This window comes from Amycolatopsis sp. WQ 127309 (assembly GCF_023023025.1).
Taxonomy (GTDB): domain Bacteria; phylum Actinomycetota; class Actinomycetes; order Mycobacteriales; family Pseudonocardiaceae; genus Amycolatopsis.
Genome location: NZ_CP095481.1, coordinates 817,572 through 835,913, shown reverse-complemented (window position 1 = coordinate 835,913; position 18,342 = coordinate 817,572). Strand labels below are relative to the sequence as shown.

Annotated in this window: 13 protein-coding genes; 8 read left to right on the top strand and 5 right to left on the bottom strand. The window is 70.9% G+C overall.

Annotation, left to right across the window (positions count from 1 at the left end):
* Nucleotides 1–105: 105 nt before the first annotated feature.
* The 6 genes from MUY22_RS03275 to MUY22_RS03250 all read left to right on the top strand — a co-directional run bounded on the left by MUY22_RS03275 (nucleotide 106) and on the right by MUY22_RS03250 (nucleotide 7,115).
* Entirely contained in the window at nucleotides 106–1,482 is a 1,377-nt protein-coding gene (locus MUY22_RS03275) for an ABC transporter substrate-binding protein (RefSeq protein WP_371827649.1), read from the top strand.
* Nucleotides 1,482–2,435 carry a carbohydrate ABC transporter permease gene (locus tag MUY22_RS03270; RefSeq protein WP_247056891.1) on the top strand — a complete coding sequence of 318 codons (954 nt, stop codon included), beginning with the start codon at nucleotides 1,482–1,484 and terminating at the stop codon, nucleotides 2,433–2,435. The genes MUY22_RS03275 and MUY22_RS03270 overlap by 1 nt, the downstream gene beginning before the upstream one ends.
* A gap of 10 nt (nucleotides 2,436–2,445) precedes the next feature.
* Complete coding sequence (locus tag MUY22_RS03265; protein WP_247056889.1) at nucleotides 2,446–3,369, top strand: carbohydrate ABC transporter permease; 924 nt, start codon at nucleotides 2,446–2,448, stop codon at nucleotides 3,367–3,369.
* Between the two features lie 6 nt (nucleotides 3,370–3,375).
* Nucleotides 3,376–4,425, top strand: a complete 1,050-nt coding sequence (locus tag MUY22_RS03260; protein WP_247056887.1) for an ABC transporter ATP-binding protein — start codon at nucleotides 3,376–3,378, stop codon at nucleotides 4,423–4,425.
* On the top strand, nucleotides 4,422–6,227 hold the full coding sequence (locus MUY22_RS03255; protein ID WP_247056886.1) for a DUF5107 domain-containing protein: 1,806 nt from the start codon (nucleotides 4,422–4,424) through the stop codon (nucleotides 6,225–6,227). Before MUY22_RS03260 ends, MUY22_RS03255 begins: the two co-directional genes overlap by 4 nt.
* Nucleotides 6,228–6,329: 102 nt before the next feature.
* Nucleotides 6,330–7,115, top strand: a complete 786-nt coding sequence (locus tag MUY22_RS03250; RefSeq protein ID WP_247056883.1) for a DeoR/GlpR family DNA-binding transcription regulator — start codon at nucleotides 6,330–6,332, stop codon at nucleotides 7,113–7,115.
* Here MUY22_RS03250 and MUY22_RS03245 read toward each other — a convergent pair.
* The 4 genes from MUY22_RS03245 to MUY22_RS03230 all read right to left on the bottom strand — a co-directional run bounded on the left by MUY22_RS03245 (nucleotide 7,112) and on the right by MUY22_RS03230 (nucleotide 12,089).
* A complete protein-coding gene (locus MUY22_RS03245; protein WP_247056881.1) occupies nucleotides 7,112–7,957 on the bottom strand; it encodes an SGNH/GDSL hydrolase family protein in 846 nt (281 codons plus the stop codon). The two genes, MUY22_RS03250 and MUY22_RS03245, sit on opposite strands and share 4 nt — an antisense overlap.
* Nucleotides 7,958–8,029: 72 nt before the next feature.
* A complete protein-coding gene (locus MUY22_RS03240) occupies nucleotides 8,030–9,532 on the bottom strand; it encodes an alpha/beta hydrolase (protein ID WP_247056879.1) in 1,503 nt (500 codons plus the stop codon).
* Between the two features lie 138 nt (nucleotides 9,533–9,670).
* On the bottom strand, nucleotides 9,671–11,050 hold the full coding sequence (locus MUY22_RS03235) for an MDR family MFS transporter (protein ID WP_247056877.1): 1,380 nt from the start codon (nucleotides 11,048–11,050) through the stop codon (nucleotides 9,671–9,673).
* A gap of 46 nt (nucleotides 11,051–11,096) precedes the next feature.
* The gene (locus tag MUY22_RS03230) at nucleotides 11,097–12,089 is read right to left on the bottom strand and encodes a LacI family DNA-binding transcriptional regulator (protein ID WP_247056875.1); all 993 of its coding nucleotides are present in this window, start codon (nucleotides 12,087–12,089) and stop codon (nucleotides 11,097–11,099) included.
* A 96-nt stretch (nucleotides 12,090–12,185) separates the two neighbouring features.
* Here MUY22_RS03230 and MUY22_RS03225 point away from each other — a divergent pair, with 96 nt between their 5' ends.
* Entirely contained in the window at nucleotides 12,186–13,676 is a 1,491-nt protein-coding gene (locus MUY22_RS03225; RefSeq protein WP_247056873.1) for an FGGY-family carbohydrate kinase, read from the top strand.
* Between the two features lie 3 nt (nucleotides 13,677–13,679).
* Here MUY22_RS03225 and MUY22_RS03220 read toward each other — a convergent pair whose 3' ends face one another.
* Nucleotides 13,680–13,991, bottom strand: coding sequence for a hypothetical protein (locus tag MUY22_RS03220; RefSeq protein WP_247056872.1), 312 nt, complete (start codon nucleotides 13,989–13,991; stop codon nucleotides 13,680–13,682).
* Between the two features lie 532 nt (nucleotides 13,992–14,523).
* Here MUY22_RS03220 and MUY22_RS03215 point away from each other — a divergent pair.
* Nucleotides 14,524–17,658, top strand: a complete 3,135-nt coding sequence (locus MUY22_RS03215) for a TIM-barrel domain-containing protein (RefSeq protein WP_247056870.1) — start codon at nucleotides 14,524–14,526, stop codon at nucleotides 17,656–17,658.
* The last annotated feature ends 684 nt before the right edge of the window (nucleotides 17,659–18,342 follow it).

Below are 18,342 nucleotides of genomic sequence, written 5' to 3'. Positions count from 1 at the left end.
AATGAGTGTTGACAGATGCGTGAAACCTAACAAAACTGCGCAGCAACGCGCAGAAGTTGCGTGAAACTCGAACTCTGGTGGTGGCGGATGCGGCGAAGCAAGGTCATGGCGTGTGCGGTGGGGGCCTCTCTCCTGCTGGCCGGCTGCGGCGGGGGCGCGGACTCCGGCAGCGACACCGGTGAGAACGCGCTGCCCGGTGTCGACCAGTACCTCAACGCGCCCTGCCCGGAGGCGGCGGTCAAACCCGCCACGGACAAGGAGTTCACCTACTGGGCGATGTGGACGGCCGACGAGCCCCAGGGCAAGGTCCTGCAGAAGGCCTTCAAGTGCTTCCAGGAGAAGACCGGCGTCAAGGTGAACGTGCAGTGGCTGGGGCGCAAGGCCTACACGCAGAACCTGGTGCCCGCGCTGAACACCGACGCGGTGCCGGACCTGTTCGACCAGGACGTCAGCAAGGTCGGCGCGGCGATCGCGACGCCGGGCGGCACGCAGAGTGTCGACGACGTCTTCGCGATGAAGGTCGGCGAGGGCGACAAGACCGTCAAGGACGTGCTTTCGCCCAGCTCGTACGACTTCCCGCAGAACAAGGACCGCGAGGGCCACAACTTCATGGTCCCGTACACCGTCCAGTCGAGTGCCTGGTGGTTCAACAAGGACGCCGCCGGTGACGTCCAGCAGCCGAAGACGATGGACGACCTGACCGCGCTGTTCGACAAGGCGAAGGCCGACGGCAAGGCGGCGATCAGCCAGGACGGCGACATCCCGTTCTACAACATGTACTTCTTCACCCAGCTCGCCGAGCGCTACGTCGGCTCGGGCGGGCTGAACAAGGCGGCGGCCGATAAGACCGGGCAGCTCTGGAAGACCGACCCCGGTTTCCTCAAGGCCGCCACCGAAACCGCGAAGCTGCCGAAGTACTTCATCGACGGCTGGGACGCGGCGAAGTTCCCGCAGGTGCAGCAGCGCTGGGCGGACGGCGACTCGCGCTACCTCTACGTCGGCACCTGGGCGCCGAGCGAGACGCGCGAGTACCTGGACAAGCAGGGCGCCGGGACGAAGATCAACTACGGCTCGTTCCAGTTCCCGATGCCGGCCGGCGCCACGCACGACACCGTCGAGCAGATGTCGATCGGCTTCGCCGTCACCAAGAAGGCGAAGCACGCCGAAGCCGCGAAGGCATTCATCGCCTACTTCCTCAACAAGGACATCCTGTCCGGCATCCCGGCGGTGGCCGACAACCTGGTGCCGCGGGCCGACCTCGCCGTGCCGGACGACCTCAAGCAGGTCAAGGCCGCGATGGACGACCCGAAGAAGGAGCACGTCCTGCAGTACGACGGGATCGACGGCATCGCCGGCGGCAAGTGGCAGACCGACGTCTTCGACCCGGCCGACACCTCGCTGCTCAAGGGCGAGCTGAACCCGCAGCAGTTCGTGGACCAGCTCGCGGCCAAGGGTGCCGACTTCTGGAAGAACCAGAGCTGATGGCCACGGTCACGACGACGGCGGCGCGGGATCGGGGGACCCGCGCCGCCGGGGCCGCGCACCTGCGCCGCAAGAAGCGGCTGTTCTGGCCGTTCGCCGCCCCGGCTCTGGTGCTGTACCTGGCTTTCCTCGTACTGCCGACGCTCGCGACCGTCGTCCTGAGCTTCACCAGCTGGGCCGGCGCGGGGGACACGCCCAAGCCCAACGGCGTCACCAACTACACGCAGATGTGGGCGAGCGACTCGTTCCAGTACGCCTTCCGCAACACGCTGGTGTACGTCTTCCTCGGCGGCATCGGCACGTTCGCGATCGCGTTCCTGTTCACCATGGTGCTGCGGGACATGCGGGGCGGCAAGGTCGTCCGGGCCATCCTGTTCTTCCCGAACATCGTCGCGCCGGTGGCGCTCGGCATGTTCCTCGGGTTCGTGTTCAAGTACCAGCCGGGCAAGCAGGGCCTGGCGAACTACGTGCTGGAGCACGTCGGCGCGGACGCGGCGAAGTTCCTGGCCCCGGCCAACGTGACAGGTGTCGTGACGGCGTCGCTGATCTGGGCCAGCTCGGGCTTCTACATCACCATCCTGATGGCCGCGGTCGACCGGATCCCGCCGTACCTCTACGAGGACGCCGAGCTGGGCGGCGCGTCGCCGTGGCAGAAGTTCCGCAACATCACGCTGCCGATGACGTGGGACGTCGTCGGCGTCGCCGGTGTCCTGTGGACGATCAACGCGCTCAAGATCTTCGAGCTGGTGTTCGTGCTGGCCGGGCCGGGCACCTACGCCCCGCCGAACCAGGCGTGGACACTCGGGATCTACGTGTTCGACCGGACCTTCGGCTCGAACGGCACACCCGACTTCGGGGCCGCCTGCGCCTGCGCGGTGGCGATGATCGCGCTGGTGTCGATTCTCGTTGTCCTGCTGCGCCGGTTGATGCGCCGTGACGCGATCCAGTTCTGAGGGAGATCCGATGACCGTCACCGAAGCGCCGGCGCGCGCGGTCGCGAAACCGCCGCGCAAGGTACCGCGCAAACCGCGTCCCGCGCCGGGTTCGCGGAAGCTGAGCCCGTTGCGGCTGCTGGGTTCCGTGATCGTCTGGGCGTTCACCGCGGGCAACGTGCTGGTGCTGTACTGGCTGCTCACGGCGTCGTTCAAGACGCCGGTGGAGATCTTCACCAAGCCGTTCGCGCTGCCGTACCAGTGGTTCCACCTCGGCAAGCCGTTCCGGAACTTCATCTACGCGTGGAACAATGCCGGGTTCGGCGACGCCGTGCTCACGACCGTGGTGCTGGTCGGGCTGGCGACGGTCGCGACCGTCGCCGTGTCCGCGCCCTGCGCGTACGCGCTGACCCGGCTCGGCGTGCGCGGGTCCGGGCCGCTGACGAACGTCGTCGCGATCGGCATGGGCGTCCCGTTCCAGACGGTGATCATCCCGCTGTTCGTGACCATGAGCAAAGCCCACCTGGACAACGAATACGGCCTGTTCCTGCTCTACGTCGCGCTGTCGATCCCGTTCACCGTGTTCCTGCTGACCGGGTTCTTCCGCTCGCTGCCGGACGAGCTGGAGGAAGCGGCCTCGTTGGACGGTGCTTCGCCGACGCGGACGTTCTTCTCGGTCATGCTGCCGCTCGCGCGCGGCGGCCTGATCACGGCGTTGACGCTGAACGCCATCGGCCTGTGGAACGAGACGCTGCTGGCGATCGTGTTCCTCAAGGACCAGGCCCACTTCACGCTCTCGCGGGCGCTGTTCACCTTCTACGGCGCCGCGAGCTACCAGTCGGAGTACGGCGGCCTGATCGCCGGCGTGGCGATCGTCGTGCTCCCGATGCTCGTGCTCTACCTCGTGCTCGCCCGCCGGATCATCACCGGCCTGACCCTCGGCGCCGGAAAGTAGGACCTGATGGCCACCGTGAGTTTCCAGGACACGACCCGGTTCTACGCCGGTGTCGAGCGGCCCGCCGTCGACGGGCTCGACCTCGAGGTCGCCGACGGCGAGTTCCTCGTGCTGGTCGGGCCGTCCGGCTGCGGCAAGTCGACGACGCTGCGGATGCTGGCCGGGCTGGAGGGCGTCGACGACGGCTCCATCCACATCGGACAGCGGGACGTCACCGAACTGGCGCCCAAGGACCGCGACATCGCGATGGTGTTCCAGAACTACGCGCTCTACCCGCACATGTCGGTCGGCGAGAACATCGGCTTCCACCTGAAGCTGGCCAAGATGCCGAAGGCCGAACGCGAGCGCCGGGTGCAGGAAGCGGCGAAGGTGCTCGACCTGACCGAGTACCTGGACCGCAAGCCCGCGAAGCTGTCCGGCGGGCAGCGCCAGCGCGTCGCGATGGGCCGGGCGATCGTGCGTGAGCCGAGCGTGTTCCTGATGGACGAGCCACTGTCCAACCTGGACGCCAAGCTGCGGGTGCAGACGCGCACGCAGATCGCGTCGCTGCAACGGCGCCTCGGCGTCACGACGCTGTACGTCACGCACGACCAGGTCGAGGCGATGACCATGGGCGACCGGGTCGCGGTGCTCAAGGACGGCGTCCTGCAGCAGGTCGACACGCCGATCGGCCTGTTCGCGCGGCCGGTGAACGTGTTCGTCGCCGGGTTCATCGGCTCGCCCGCGATGAACCTGCTGGAGACCACTGTGGATGCCGAGGGCGCGCTGGGCGTCCCGCTGACCCCGGCGCAGCGCTCGGCGCTGACCGGCCCCGGCATCGTCGTCGGCGTCCGGCCCGAGGGCTGGACGATCGGCGACGGCGGGTTCGACGCGATCGTCGAGGTGGTCGAGGAGCTGGGCAGCGACCAGTACCTGTACTGCCGCGACGGCGACCGGGTGCTGACGGTCCGCACGCCGGGCATGTCGCCGTGGCAGCGCGGCCAGACGATCGCGCTGGCCCCGCAGGTCGGCTCGGTGCACCTGTTCGACGCGGCCACCGGTGACCGGCTGCCATGACGCGCCTGTACCGCACCACGCTGGTCCTGCCCGCGGCCGAACTGGGGCCGGAAAACCCGCTGCCGCCGCTGGTGAAGCCGGAGGCCGTCGCCTCGGTGTCCAATGTGGACGAACTGCCGCCGGACCTCGCGGCCGGGCTGGCGTACGGGCGGCTCGACACCGTGCTGCCGTGCCGACTTCAGGACGGGTACTCGAGGAATCGCGTCGAGCGGGAACTGCCCGCGCTGGTGCTGGAGAACGACCGGGTGCGCGCGACCATCCTGCCGACCCTGGGCGGACGGCTGTACTCGCTGGTCTGCAACGGACGTGAGCTGCTCTACCGCAACCCGGTGTTCCAGCCCGCGAACCTCGCGCTGCGCGACGCCTGGTTCGCCGGCGGCGTCGAGTGGAACCTCGGCAGCACCGGGCACACGACGCTGACCTGCGCGCCGATGTTCGCGGCTCAGGTCGACGGGCCGGACGGCACGCCGGTGCTGCGGCTGTGGGAGTGGGAACGCACCCGCGACCTGCCCTACCACCTCGACTTCTGGCTGCCGGACGACTCGGACTTCCTGCTGGTGGGCGTGCGGATCCGCAACCCGCACCCGCACGACGTCCCGGTGTACTGGTGGTCGAACATCGCGGTGGCGCAGACGGCGGACACCCGCGTGCTCGCGCCGGCCACGCAGGCCTGGCACTACGGCTACTCCGGCCGGCTGGACCTGGTCGACGTCCCGGGTGCGCTGACCTACCCGGCGCGGGCGGAGTCCGCCGCGGACTACTTCTTCGAGTGCTCGAAGCCGTGGATCGCCGCGGTCGACGGCGACGGGCGCGGTCTGCTGCAGACGTCGACCGAGCGGCTGCGCGGCCGGAAGCTGTTCCTGTGGGGCGAATCCGCGGGCGGCCGGCGCTGGCAGGACTGGCTGGCGCCGGGCGCCGGCGGCTACCTGGAGATCCAGGCCGGGCTGGCCCGCACGCAGCTGGAGCACCTGCGGCTCCCGTCGGGTGAGGCGTGGGCCTGGCTCGAGGCGTACGGCCCGCTTTCGGCCGACCCCGCGGTGGTCCACGGCGACGACTGGCAGGCCGCCACCGACGCCGTCGTCGCGCCGGTGTTGACCGGGTACCACGAACAGTGGCGGAAGATCCTCGACGTCGAGCCGGGTCCGTTGCTGGCCACGGGATCCGGCTGGGGCGCGCTGGAGGCCCGCCGGATGCCGGCGTACCTGCCGGGCACGCCGTTTCCCCCGGAGTCACTGGGGCCGGAGCAAGAGCCGTGGCTGTCCCTGCTGGACGGTGTCCCGCCGGCGGGTGATCCACGGGCCGTGCCGCCGTCGACGCTGGTCAACCGGTACTGGGCCGATCTGCTGGAGCACACGGCCGGCAACTGGCTGACCTGGTACCACCGGGGTGTCGCGCGCTGGGCGGCCGGGCGTCACGAGGCGGCGCGGGAGGCGTGGGCGGCTTCGGTGTCGGCGGCCGAGAACCCGTGGGCGCTGCGCTGCCTGGCGGTGACAGCCGGCTCGGCGGAGGCGGGCCGGCTGTACGACCGGGCGGTGAAGCTGGCGCCGGCTCTGGAGCCGCTGCTGGTGGAGGCCGTCGCGGCCGGGTGTGCGCCGGAGCTGCCGCCGGAACCGACGGGACGGCTCGCCCTGCTGGCCGCTCAGGCGCGGCTCGCGCGGGGCGACGTCGAGGGTGCGCGGGCGATCTTCGACGCGGGGTTCGAGGTCGCGAACATCCGGGAGGGGGAGACGTCGTTGTCCGACACCTGGGCGGCGCTGTCAGCCGATCCGCTGCCGGGGCGCTATGACTTCCGGATGAAGTAGGCGGCGTGCCGCGTTCCACGGACAGTGATCGTGCAGCATAATGCTCGAAACGGTGGTCAACAGCGCACTTCTTTGTGCACAGGAACCTAGGGAGTACCGCCGATGGCCCGGCACGAACGGTTGAGCACCCTGCTGGACATGCTGGGGCAGCGGGAAAAGATCGACGTCGAGGACGTCGCCGAGGAGCTGAGCGTCTCCGCGGCCACCATCCGCCGCGACCTCGACCACCTGGCCGAGCAGCAGCTGCTCACGCGCACCCGCGGTGGCGCGGTCGCCAACGACCTCGCCTACGACCTGCCGCTGCGCTACAAGACCGCGCGGCACGTCCCGGAGAAGCAGCGGATCAGCAACGCCGCGGCCGCGTTCGCCGCCAAGGGGATGGTCGTCGGCCTCAACGGCGGCACGACCACCGCCGGCGTGGCGCGGGCGCTGGCGATCCGCTCCGACCTGTCCGGCCGGGGTGACGCACCGGGCATCACGGTGGTGACGAACGCGCTGAACATCGCGCACGAACTGGCGGTGCGCCCGAACGTCAAGATCGTGGTGACCGGCGGGGTGGCGCGGCCGCAGTCGTTCGAGCTGAGCGGGCCGCTGGCCACGCGGGTGCTCAGCGAGCTGACGATCGACCTGCTGTTCCTCGGCGTCGACGCGTTCGACCCGGACGCGGGCGCGTTCGCCCACCACGAGGGCGAGGCCAGCATCAACCGCCTGATGGTGGAACGCGCCGAGCGCGTGGTCGCGGTGACGGACGGGTCGAAGCTGGGTCGCCGCGCGTTCGCGCGCATCTGCGAGACGTCGCAGGTGCACGCGCTGGTGACCGACGCGGAAGCGGACCCGGAGGTCGTGCGCGCGTTCGAGGCCGCGGGCGTCGAGGTCCAGGCCGTCTAACGCGCCAGGGCGAGGGCCGCCGTGAGGACGCGGTGGCCGGCCGCGGTCGGGTGGACGTCGCAGCCGCCCGTCGGCAGCTTGATCAGCAGCCCGGCCGCGCACGGGTCGCCGCCCGTGCGCAGGGACGCCAAGCGGAACGCGGTGAAGCCGTCGGCGATCTTCCCGTGGTAGCGGCGGGTCACCTGCGTGAGCGCCGCGTCGATCGCCTGCGTCTGCTCGACCTGCACCGGATCGCGGTAGTCGAGCGAGTAGTACGACATCAGCACGACGTCACCGCGGTAGTGGGCGCGCACGGCGCCGAGGATCGTCGCGACGTTGCGGCTCATCCGGTTCAGCGCCGCCTGGAAGTCCGGGCCGGTGCACTGGTCCGGCGTCGTGGCCTGGCAGACGAACATGTCGTTGGCGCCGATGTTCAGCGTCACCAGCTTGGTGCCGGAGTGGGTGCGCAGGTACCGCGTGGCGTAGTCGATCTGGGTGCCCGCGTACGTCACGTGCAGCGGGAACGTCGTCCGGTAGCCGACCGGGGAACCGACGGAGTTCTCGCAGCCGTTGCTCTGCGCGCCCGCCTTCAGCATGCTCCCGGTCGTCTCGCCGGGACAGGACGCGTTCGCGACCCGCAGGCCGCGCAGGGCCGCGTAGTTCTCGGCGTAGCCGCGGAAGTTGGCCGCGTTCAGGTAGTCCGAAACCGGCGTCACGGCGCCGGGGCGATACCCGAACGCCACGGAGTCACCGAGCGCGAGGTACCCGCCGCCGTGCCGGACCCCGGCGTCCGCGGGAGCCGTGGCCAGCCCGGTCAGCGTGACGGCGATCGCCGTGCTCGCGAGGAAAGTCCTGAACCGCATGACGGTCTCCTTTGCCCGCGACGTTGCGGGGCCGGAACCGATTGTGCCGGTCCCGGCCCCGCAACGGAAGCGTCAGAAACCGATCGTCACCGGCGCCTTCGGCCCGGCGATCCGGGCCTGCGCCGCGTTCGGTTCCACCGCCGCGCAGTGCGTGCCCCGCGCCGGGAGCTTGCCGGTGATCAGGTAGTCGTCGGTCGCCTTGGTGACGCAGTCGCTGTTCTTGAAGTAGGCGCCGTGGCCCCAGCCGTCGTAGGTGAGCAGCGTGTTGCCGGTCTGCCGGGCCACGGTCTGCGACCACGCGTACGGCGTCGCCGGGTCGTACTCACTGCTCAGGACCAGCAGCGGCGGCGCGCCGTGCACCTGCAGCGGGTGCTGCGGGTTGCTCGCCTTCTCCGGCCAGCCGATGCAGGCGGTCACGGCGGACCAGCCCAGCGAGTTGACCTTGACGTCCGGTGCGGAGGCCGCGGCCGCACGCCGGTAGATCTCCAGCTCGGCGTAGCTGTGCACCGGCAGTTTCCAGTCGTCGCAGAAGATGCTCTGGAACACGGTGTTGACCGGGATCTCGTCCCGCGCTCGCGCCGACGCGGCCGGCGGCGTGCCCTCCGCGAAGGACTTCAACGTCTTCGCCAGCTGGTCCCAGCTCGGGCCGTAGAAGGCGCCCTGGAAGATCGACGCGAGGTTCAGCGGGGTGATCGGTTCACCGCTCTGCGGCGCCTTCAGTTCCCCGCGCGCGGCCTTGTCCTGCAGGTCCCGCGTCAGCTTGGAGACGTCCTGGCCGTGCAACACGCAGGACGGCGTCCGGCCGCACCAGCCGGCGAACTCGCCGAACTCCGCCTGCACGGACTGCGTTTCGCTGCGCAGGAAGTCCCACGCGCCCAGCTGCGAGTGGTCCATGTTGCTGTCCAGCACGAGCGCGCGGACCTTGCCGGGGAACAGCTCGGCGTACTGCTGGCCCATCAGCGTCCCGTACGAAACGCCGTAGTAGGTCAGCTTCTTCTCGCCGAGCGCGGCGCGGATCACGTCCATGTCCCGCGCGACGGTCTTGGTGTCGGCGAAGCTCGCGAGCGGCCCGGTGAGCCGGGAGCAGCTTTCGCCGACCTTCCGGTTGTACTGCGCGAGCTGCTCGAACTCGGCCTGGCTGCGCGGCACCTCGGGGTGGTCGGCGATGACCTCGTCGAGGCCGCACTTGATCTGGGTGCTGTCGCCGATGCCACGCGGGTCGAAGCCCACGGTGTCGAAGCGCTTGGTGACCTCGGCCGAGAGCGACCAGCCTTCCTTGACCTGGCCCGCGCCCGGTCCGCCGGGACCGCCCGGGTCCATCAGGACCGCGCCGATCCGGGCCTGCGGGTCGGTGGCCTTCCGCCGGGCGAGCGCGACGCTCGTGGTGCCCTTCTCCGGGTGGGCGTAGTCGATCGGCACGGTCACCGCGCCGCAGTCGACGCCCGGCGCGTCCGCGCAGGGTTTCCAGTCGACGCTTCCCGTGCCGGCCGCCGACGCCGGCGCGGCGGCCAGCAGGCTTCCCGCTACCGCCGTGACCGCCGCCGCGATCAGCAGCCGCTTGCGTACCCCCAGCATGGTCCGTCCTCCCCGTCACTGACCGTGGTTGATCGGCTCCAGGAAATCACCAAACCGGTGATCGCGCCAGGTTCGCAGGTGGGTCCCATCGTGGCGTCCACTGTGGACGATCGCGCGGCGCGGCCGTCGCGGTGCCGGTCAGCTCTTTCGCCGCTCCGCGCGGCGCAGCCAGGCCGTCGCGACGGTACCGAGCACGCACAGCGCGCCCAGCACGCCGAACGCCCAGCCGAAGCCCGTCGCCGGATCGATCGTGAGGCCACGGGACAAGACGATCACGCACAACGCGCCACCGACCGCGCCGCCCACGCGCAGCACGATGTTGACCAGGGCCGTCGCGTGCCCCAGTTCGCCCGCGTCGACCGACGCGTACGCCGCCGTCGACGCGGGCACGATCGACAAGCCCAGCCCCGCGCCGCGGACCAGCAGCAACGCCTGGATCAGCCACATCGGCGTGGCCGGGCCGAGCCAGGGCATCGGCACCGTGCTCGCCAGCACCACCAGCGACCCGGTGAACGAGACCGCGCCGCCGCCGTACCGGTCGGTCAGCCGCCCGGCCACCAGCAAGAACACCGTGGTGGCCAGGCCCATCGGCGCGAGCAGCACCCCCGCTTCGGCCGGTCCGGCGCCGAGACGGACCTGGAACCACAGGGGGAGCAGCAGCACCGCGCCGAACATCCCGGCGCCGGCCAGCAGCACAGTGGCCAGCGCCGCGCCCATGACCGGCCGGGCGGCCAGCCGCAGCTGCAGCACCGGGTGCGGCGCGCGTGACGACCACCAGGTGAACACCGCGAGCGCGACCGCGCCGGCCGCCGCCAGCACGACGTTCAGCGGGCCGGCAGACCCCGGCGTGCCGAGTTCGGTGAGCGCGTAGACGACCAGCGGCAGGCCGAGCGAGATCAGGACCAGGCCGGGCCAGTCCACCGGCGGCGGCTGCCGCCGGTCGCCGCGCGGCACGAACCGCAGCGCCAGCCCGAACGCGACCACGCCGATCGGCAGGTTCAGCCAGAACAGCACCGGCCACGAGAAGTGCGCGAGCAGCAAGCCGCCGACGCTCGGCCCGATCACCGGCGCGAGCCCGACGACCAGGCCGAGCGTGCCCATGGTCCGGCCGAGCCGTTCCGGGCCGACGGCCAGCCCGATCACGGTCTGCCCGGCCGTGACCATGACGCCGGCGGTCATGCCCTGCACCGCGCGGACGCCGATCAGCGTCCCGACGTCCGGCGCGAGCGCGCACGCGGCCGACGTCACCAGGAACGCCGCGAGCGCGCCGAGCCACAGCCGTCCCGCGCCGAGCTTCCGGACGAGCCACGGCGTCAGCGGCAGGGCCGCGGACAGCCCGAGGAGGTACGCCGTGGCGACCCACTGGACCTCGACCAGCCCGACGCCCAGGCTCAGCCGCATCGACTCCAGCCCGACGGCGACGATCGAGCCGTCCATGTTGCCGAGGAAGCCGCCGAGGGCCATCACCCCGGAGGCGATCCAGACGGTCCGCGGGATCGGCGGCAGGAGAGCAGTCATACCGCCGACGGTAAAAGCTCAAGAATGGTTGAAGTCAACCTTGCCTTCAGCGCGTGGAGCTGCCCCGGACGATCAGCTGCGCCGCCATCGTCGTGGTGGTCGTCGCGGGGGAGCCGCCGCCGATGCGGTCCAGCAGCAGGCGCGCCGCGAGCTGGCCCATCGCGTGGGCGGGCTGGGCCACCACCGTCAGGGTGGGCGAAATCAGCGTCGTCCACGGCGCGTCGTCGAACGAGACGATGCCGACGTCGCGGCCCGAACGCAGGCCCAGCTCCGCCATCGCCTGCAGCACCCCGATCGCCATCGTGCTGCTGGACACCAGGAGCGCGTCCGGCGGGTCGGTCTGCGCCAGCAATTGTTTCGCCGCTTCGTATCCGCCGGTTTCGCGGAATTCGCAGCGGCGCACCAGCCGCGTCGAGAGCTTCCGGCCCGCGTCGCGAAGCCCGTCGCGGTAGCCGTCGAGACGGTCGTCCGCGGTGGTGATGCCCGGCGGCCCCGCGATGCAGGCGATCCGCTCGTAGCCGCGGTCGACCAGGTGCCGCACGGCATCCCGGGCCGCGACGCGGGAGTCGACGAGGACCGCGTCGCAGTCGGCCGCTTCCAGGAGCCGGTCGACCGTCACGATCGGCGTGCCGTGCGCGAGCAGCGGGCGGACGTCGCTGCCGCCGGTGGTCGGCGACATGATCACGCCCGCCAGCCGTTCCTGCGCCGCGACCTCGACGTACCGGCGTTCCTTCGCGGTGTTCTCGTCGGAGTTGCACAGCATCACGGAGAACCCGGCGGCCTGCGCGGTGTCCTCGACCCCGCGCGCGATCGCCGTGAAGAACGGGTTCTCGACGTCGGAGATGATGAGCGCGAGCACCGCCGTCTCGCGGCGGCGCAGGCTGCGGGCCAGCCCGTTCGGCGTGTAGCCGAGCTCTTCCACCGCCCGCGCGACCCGCTCGGCCAGCACCGGGTCCACAGTGGACTTGCCGTTGAGCGCCCGGGACACGGTCGCGGTGGACACCCCGGCCAGCGCCGCCACGTCGGAGATCGTCGCCACCCGCGTCTCCGTCCACCCGTGTCGTTGACAGTGTTCCCGGCACACCATAGCTTGGAGGTAATCGATTTCCCGCACAAGCGGTGCGTGGAGGGGCGGATGACGGGGCTGCTGCTCGGCGTGGACATCGGCACGGCCGGCTCGAAGGGCGTGCTGGTGGACGCCGGGGGCGCGGTGCTCGCCCGGGCCGTCCGCGAGCACGGCGTCTCGACGCCCTGCCCCGGCTGGGTGGAGCACGACGCCGAAACCGTGTGGTGGGCCGACTTCACCGCCATCGTCGCGGACCTGCTGCGCGCCGCGAACGGCCGGCCGCTCGCCGGGCTCGGGGTCAGCGGCATCGGCCCGTGCCTGCTGCCGGCCGACGAGCACGGTGATCCGCTGCGGCCGGCCATCCTCTACGGCGTCGACACCCGGGCGGGCGCCGAGATCGCGGAGCTGAACGAAGAGTTCGGGGCCGGCGAGATCCTGGCGCGCGGTGGTTCGCCGCTGACCAGCCAGGCCGTCGGGCCCAAGGTGCGCTGGCTGGCCCGGCACGAGCCGGACGTCTACGCGCGCACGGAGAAACTCCTGATGGCGAGCTCGTTCCTGGTGCACCGGCTCACCGGCCGCTACGTCTTGGACCACCACTCGGCCAGCCAGTGCACGCCGCTGTACGACCTCGCGGCCGGCGAGTGGGCGAAGGACTGGGCGGAACGCGTCGCACCCGGGCTCGAGCTGCCGGAACTACTGTGGCCGACCGAGATCGCGGGCGAGGTGACGGCGGCCGCGGCGGCGCGGACCGGGCTGCCGCGGGGCCTGCCGGTCACCGCCGGGACGGTCGACGCCTGGGCGGAGGCGGCCAGCGTCGGCGTCCGCGAGCCGGGTGACGTGATGGTCATGTACGGCACCACGATGTTCCTCGTCCAGGTGCTCACCGAACCGCGGCCGCACCCCGGCCTGTGGGGCACGCGCGGCGTCACGCCGGGCAGCTTCACGCTGGCCGCGGGCATGGCGACGTCCGGCGCGGTCACCGACTGGCTGCGCCGGCTCGTCGGCAGCGACTACGCCGGCCTGGTCGCCGAAGCCGCGGAAGTGCCGGCGGGCAGCCGCGGGCTCCTGCTGCTGCCGTACTTCGCCGGGGAGCGGACGCCGTTGTTCGACCCGGACGCGCGCGGCGTGCTCGCCGGGCTGACGACCACGCACGGCCGCGCCGACCTCTACCGCGCGGCGCTCGAAGGCATCGCGTACGGCGTGCGGCACAACCTGGAGGCGATGGCCGCCGCGGGTGGTGCGGCCGGGCGGCTGGTCGCGGTCGGCGGCGGCACCCAGGGCGGGCTGTGGACGCGCATCGTCTCCGACGTCACGGGCCTGCCCCAGCAGATCCCGGCCGAGACGATCGGCGCCTGCCTGGGCGACGCGCTCTTGGCGGCGGAGGCCACCGGCGTCGAGATCGACCTGGCCCGCGCCAACCCGATCGCGACGACGGTGACGCCGGACCCGGCGAACGTCACGCGGTACCAGGAGTTCTACGAGCACTACCGCGCGTTGTACGACGCCACGGCGAAGACGGCGCACTTCCTGGCGGCCCAGCAACGCGAAGCGGCTCGGTAGCGGCTACTCCGGTGGGGGCAACCGGCGTACCGCCGGGCCATGCCAACGTTGTCGGTCGACGCGGCCGCGGTAGTCCTCCAGCGCCGCGATCGACTCCGTGACCTGTTCGAAGGACGGCAGCGCCCGCACGTTCGCGATCAGCGTCATGTCCTTGCGCGGGATCTCGACGAAGCACACTTCGACTCCGGAGAGTGACGCTTTGGCGGCCACCTCGGCCTGCCACGTCGGCAGATCGCCGTCGTCGCCCAGCCATTCGTGCAGGTACACGCACCACTTGCCGCGTAGCAGCTCTTCGGCGATGGCGTCCTGTGCCACCAAGTATGGCTCTGTCACTCGGTCGGACACTGCTTGTCCTGTGCGTACCACGGCATGACATCCCTCCTGCACCCGACGGCGACCCGACCGCCGGTAAGCGCTCTCTCCGGTCACCTCCCCGATCCCGTCGAGCAGCACGAGCCCCGATGACTGATCCCCAGCCTTCGGTGGGCTGCCAACTTACAGCGGAAAGTGTTTCACAGCAAGCACTTCATCACTTGCTGACAACTTGCGTGCGCGAGCGTCGTGCGGATGCACGTGCTGTTGCACGCCGGAAAACGCGCAACGGAACTTGAAGTGTGACAACGGGAAACGGCGCGCGGCATCGTCCTGAATGGACGGAGAGATGCGATCTGCAATTTGCAGATGGGGTGACCTCTAAGACGCCGTTCAAGTACCCGGAGTAACTGTACAGCGGAAGGCCGACGGAAGTCGGGAGTCGGGAGTCGGAACCGGTTCAGTGGGTGACACTGCGCGAAACGTGCGCTATACAGACTCCAACATGCGTATTGATGCGCGAAAGGTGTCAGTAATGAGCAGAGTTGCGCAAACGCTCTGGTGTCTGGCGACGGCCGCCGTCCTCGGGCTCTCGCCCGCCACGGCCTACGCCGACCCGTCCGCGGCGCCCTCCGGGCAGCTCGGTGATCTGACCGGGATCGCCGCCGACGGCGCCACGGTGACGCTGACGTCGGGAAGCGCGGCGGTGCGCGTGAGCTTCCCGGCCGACGGCGCCGTCCGGGTCTGGCTCGCCCCCGACGGGTCCTTCACCGACCCCGCCGGCGGCAAGATCGTCCTCCCGAAGAGCACGCCCCCGGCCACGCCGAAGCGCGTCGACAAGGGCGCGTACTGGGCCATCTCCACCCCGAAAGCGACATTGCGGGCGTACAAGCGTCCGCTGAAGTTCGCTCTCTACGACGGCGCGGACCGCAAGCAGCTCTGGGCGGAGTCCGCGCCGTTGTCCTGGACCGGCTCGACGACCACGCAGCGCCTCACCCGGACCGCGTCGGAGCAGTTCGTCGGCGGCGGCGAGCAGAACGGCCGCTACAGCCACCGCGACCAGACGATCAAGATCTTCGCCGACGACAACTGGAACGACGGCGGCGCGCCCAACTCGCAGCCGTTCTACGCCTCGACCGCGGGCTACGGCGTCCTGCGGAACACCTTCGCGCCGGGCAGCTACTCGTTCACCGACCCGGTCGAGACCACCCACGACGAGCGCCGCTTCGACGCCACCTACGTCGTCGGGAACACCCTCAAAGACGTCATCGGCGGGTACACCGACCTGGTCGGGAAGCCCTTTCTGCCGCCGATCTACGGCCTGGAAACCGGCGATTCGGACTGCTACCTGCACAACGCCAACCGCGGCGAGCGGCACACGCTCGACGCCGTCAAGGTGGCCGACGGCTACGCCGCGCACGACATGCCGAACGGCTGGATGCTGGTCAACGACGGCTACGGCTGCGGTTACGAGAACCTGCCGCAGACCGGCGAGGGCCTGCGGAAAGACAGCATGCAGCTCGGGCTGTGGACCGAGAACGGCGTGCCCAACCAGGCCGAAGAGGTCAAGGCCGGGGTGCGGGTGCGCAAGCTGGACGTCGCCTGGGTCGGCCCGGGTTACCAGTTCGCGCTCGACGCCTGCGACACCGCCTACAAGGGCATCGAGGACAACAGCGACGCCCGCGGGTTCGTCTGGCAGCCGGTGAGCTGGGCCGGCGCCCAGCGCTGCGGCGTGCTGTGGAGCGGCGACCAGTCCGGCTCCTACGACTACATCAAGTGGCAGATCCCGACGTACGCGGGCGCGACGACGTCCGGCATCGCGTACAACACCGGCGACATCGACGGCATCTTCGGCGGCAGCCCGCAGACCTACGTCCGCGACCTGCAGTGGAAGGCGTTCCTGCCGGCGGCGATGACGATGGACGGCTGGGCGTCGGCGGACAAGCAGCCGTGGCAGCAGGGTGAGCCGTACACCTCCATCAACCGCAAGTACCTCATGCTCAAGGAACGCCTGCTGCCCTACACCTACAGCTACTCCGCGCAGGCGCACCAGACCGGCGTCGGCCAGGTCCGGCCGCTCGCGCTCGAGTACCCGGACGACCCGAACGTCTGGACCGACAAGGCCAAGTACGAGTTCCTGTCCGGCACCGACTTCCTGGTCGCGCCGGTGTACGAGAAGGCGAACGTCCGCAACGGCATCTACCTGCCCAAGGGCACCTGGGTCGACTACTGGAGCGGCAAGACCTACACCGGCCCGACCACGATCGACGGTTACGACGCGCCGCTCGACACGCTCCCGCTGTTCGTCCGGGCCGGCGCCGTGGTGCCGATGTGGGCCGCCGGCACGAAATCGTGGCAGACGCGGGACAAGTCCGTTTTGGACCTGGACGTGTACCCACAGGCCAAGGGCAGCTTCACCCTCACCGAGGACGACGGCGTGACCCGCGGGTACCAGCGCGGGGAGCAGGCGAAGCAGACGTTCACCGTGGACGCGCCCCAGTCCGGCCCCGGCACGGTGACGGTCGGGATCGGCGCGAGCACCGGGAACTACGCAGGCAAGCCGGCCGCGCGGAACTACCAGCTGTCCGTCCACACGGGAACGAAACCGGCGCTCGTCCAAGCGGGCACCGGGATCCTGCGGCAGTACGCCAGCAAGGCCGAGCTGGACAAGGCGGCTTCGGGCTGGTGGTACGACCCGGCCGCCCATGGCGTCGTGCGCGTGAAGACTGCGCAGATCAGCGCTGGCGCGAGTCAGGACGTGCGGCTCTTCGGGGCCAGTGCGGTCGGCGGGTTCTTCCCCGAGGACGACAACGGCACGACGACGCTGGCCATGCCCTCGCTGGCCGCGCCGGGGCAGCCCACGGCGGCGACGGTGAGCTTCACCAACGGCACGCCGCTGCCCGTCCGGGACGTCGCGTTGTCGGTGCAGGGCACCGGGTTCCGCGCCGACGTCCCGGCGCTGCCGAAGCTCGTTCGGCCTGGTCAGACGGTGAAGGTGCCGGTGACGCTGACCCCGGACGCCGGGCTGAAGCCGGCGGGCTACCAGGTCACCGCGACCACGACCTACCGCGCGCGGCTGGACACGCACCAGGCCGTGGACTCGTCGACGGTGACGGTGCCGTACGCGTCCCTGGCGGCGGCCGCGTCGAACGTCGGCGTCACCGACGCGGGCCACGTGACGGCCGGTGATCTCGACGGCGGGGGCAGCAGCTTCCGGGCCGAAGGCCTCACCGAGGCCGGGCTCAAGCCGGGAGCCGCGTTCTCGGCCCTCGGGGCGACGCTGACCTGGCCGGACGCCGTGGGCGAGAAGCCGGACAACGTCGTCGCGGCCGGTCAGACCGTCGCGGTGCGCGGAACCGGGGCGAAGCTGGTGCTGGCCGGCACGGGCACCGGGACCGCGAAGGGCACGGTCGTCGTCCAGTACGCCGACGGCAGCACCAGCCAGGCCGACCTCGGGTTCCCGAACTGGTGCTGCGCCGATCCCGCCCAGTACGGCGCGACGACCGTCGCGACCGTCCTGGGCAAGAACACCGGGACCGGCGCGGCCTACCCGACCACGCCGTACCGGGTGTTCGCGAACTCCGTCCCGCTGACCGCGGGCAAGGAGGTCGTGGCGGTGACACTGCCGGCGAACCCGGCGTTGCACGTGTTCGCCGCGAGCGTCGCCTGAAGCAGGTTCGGCGAGCCACCGAAGTAGGCGCCGTCCGTGACGAACAGCGTGTCGTCACGGACGGCGACCGCCGTCGGGTTGGCCAGTCCGTCCGAAGTGGACAGGATGGTCTTGACGCCGTCGCGGCCGACGGTGACCACGCGGTTGTCCTGGTTGATCGCGGCGACGACGGTGTCGCCGTGGAAAGCGAAGTCGTCGACCGGGCCGAGACCCGACGTGACGACCCGGCCGGGACCGCCGTGCAACGGGAACCGGACCAGGGTGCCGCGGTCCAGGTTGGACACCCAGAGCGCGTCGTCGTGGACCTTGACGCCGTTGGCGCCGAAGCCGCTGACCGGAGCGAGCAGCTCGCCGGTGGCCCAGGCGGTGACGCGTCCCCGCGAAACCCGCCAGACCGTCGAGCCGAACGAGTCGGCGACAAAGAGGTCGCCGGTCGCCGGGTCGCGCGCGACGCCGTTCTGGAAGCCGGACGGCGGCAGTTTCGCCACCTGCACCGGCGGCACCCCGGCCCTGACCCGGTAGAGGCCGGTGGCCGCGGTGCCGGTGGAGACGGCGACGTACAGGTCACCACCGGGCGCGCGGACGATGCCGCCGAGGAACAGTCTCTTGTGGACGACCGGGACGTCGCCGTCGGCGGGGATTGGGATCCGGGCGATGACGGTGACGTTGCCGTCGCGGGAGACC

Bases quoted from the DNA above. Each gene is read 5' to 3' on its own strand.
- MUY22_RS03240 (WP_247056879.1), bottom strand. From the start codon at position 9,532: ATGCTGGGGGTACGCAAGCGGCTGCTGATCGCGGCGGCGGTCACGGCG.
- MUY22_RS03225 (WP_247056873.1), top strand. From the start codon at position 12,186: ATGACGGGGCTGCTGCTCGGCGTGGACATCGGCACGGCCGGCTCGAAG.
- MUY22_RS03250 (WP_247056883.1), top strand. From the start codon at position 6,330: ATGGCCCGGCACGAACGGTTGAGCACCCTGCTGGACATGCTGGGGCAG.
- MUY22_RS03245 (WP_247056881.1), bottom strand. From the start codon at position 7,957: ATGCGGTTCAGGACTTTCCTCGCGAGCACGGCGATCGCCGTCACGCTG.
- MUY22_RS03275 (WP_371827649.1), top strand. From the start codon at position 106: ATGGCGTGTGCGGTGGGGGCCTCTCTCCTGCTGGCCGGCTGCGGCGGG.
- MUY22_RS03265 (WP_247056889.1), top strand. From the start codon at position 2,446: ATGACCGTCACCGAAGCGCCGGCGCGCGCGGTCGCGAAACCGCCGCGC.
- MUY22_RS03270 (WP_247056891.1), top strand. From the start codon at position 1,482: ATGGCCACGGTCACGACGACGGCGGCGCGGGATCGGGGGACCCGCGCC.
- MUY22_RS03235 (WP_247056877.1), bottom strand. From the start codon at position 11,050: ATGACTGCTCTCCTGCCGCCGATCCCGCGGACCGTCTGGATCGCCTCC.
- MUY22_RS03255 (WP_247056886.1), top strand. From the start codon at position 4,422: ATGACGCGCCTGTACCGCACCACGCTGGTCCTGCCCGCGGCCGAACTG.
- MUY22_RS03260 (WP_247056887.1), top strand. From the start codon at position 3,376: ATGGCCACCGTGAGTTTCCAGGACACGACCCGGTTCTACGCCGGTGTC.
- MUY22_RS03215 (WP_247056870.1), top strand. From the start codon at position 14,524: ATGAGCAGAGTTGCGCAAACGCTCTGGTGTCTGGCGACGGCCGCCGTC.